1 protein-coding gene and 3 tRNA genes are annotated in these 829 nt (G+C 56.2%); all 4 read right to left on the bottom strand.

The window, feature by feature from the left end; translation table 11 throughout:
- Positions 1–142: GTP-binding protein (locus F7R19_RS29575; protein ID WP_249043181.1), on the bottom strand; the 142-nt coding region annotated here is incomplete at its 3' end.
- Between the two features lie 43 nt (positions 143–185).
- Positions 186–260, bottom strand: a tRNA-Thr gene (locus F7R19_RS29570).
- 36 nt (positions 261–296) lie between these two features.
- Positions 297–370 (bottom strand) — tRNA-Gly (locus F7R19_RS29565).
- Between the two features lie 50 nt (positions 371–420).
- Positions 421–506 (bottom strand) — tRNA-Tyr (locus tag F7R19_RS29560).
- Between the last annotated feature and the right edge of the window lie 323 nt (positions 507–829).

Genomic DNA, 829 nt, shown 5'->3' with positions numbered 1-829 from the left:
CGTACTTCTTCGCGGCACCACCGAACTTCGCGGCCAGCACCGTTGCAATCGCCGCCGTCAGCGTCGTCTTGCCATGGTCAACGTGACCAATCGTACCTACGTTCACGTGCGGCTTAGTCCGCTCGAAATTTTCCTTTGCCATGTCGCGACTCCTGTCTCGGTAGCAATTGCCAGTGCGGGATTGATGGTGCCCATGGGCAGGATCGAACTGCCGACCTCTCCCTTACCAAGGGAGTGCTCTACCACTGAGCCACATGGGCGAAACTTGACTTACTTTATGACGACAACCGAGGCGCTGGAGCGGGTGAAGGGAATCGAACCCTCGTCGTAAGCTTGGAAGGCTTCTGCTCTACCATTGAGCTACACCCGCCCGGAACTTTCCTGCTTCATCGGCTTTCGCCTGGTTGCTGCCTAGCATTCTGGTGGAGAGGGCTGGATTCGAACCAGCGTAGGCGTAAGCCAACAGATTTACAGTCTGCCCCCTTTAGCCACTCGGGCACCTCTCCGCAGAGAACTTTCGATTATGGTCCAACCGCCATCGACTGTCAAGCACTTTCCGTTGCGGAACACTGCTTTGCGGGTTGTAAGCGCATCGCTTGTGGACCAGAATCATCGATCGGAAATCGATGCTCTCACCCTATGTAGGGCGATCCTGAGGGCTGGAATCGCGCGTTCATCGAGGCGATGAACGCGCCGAACCGCTCGCTCAAAAGCAAAACCCCCAAGCTTTTAGGGCTTGGGGGTTTTGGGGATAAGAGCCTGGCGATGACCTACTTTCACACGGGTAGTCCGCACTATCATCGGCGCAAAGTCGTTTCACGGTCCTGTT

The sequence above is a fragment of the Cupriavidus pauculus genome, assembly GCF_008801835.1.
GTDB lineage: Bacteria > Pseudomonadota > Gammaproteobacteria > Burkholderiales > Burkholderiaceae > Cupriavidus > Cupriavidus pauculus.
Note: the sequence above shows the minus strand (reverse complement) of the source record. Positions and strands in the feature narration are given on the sequence as shown.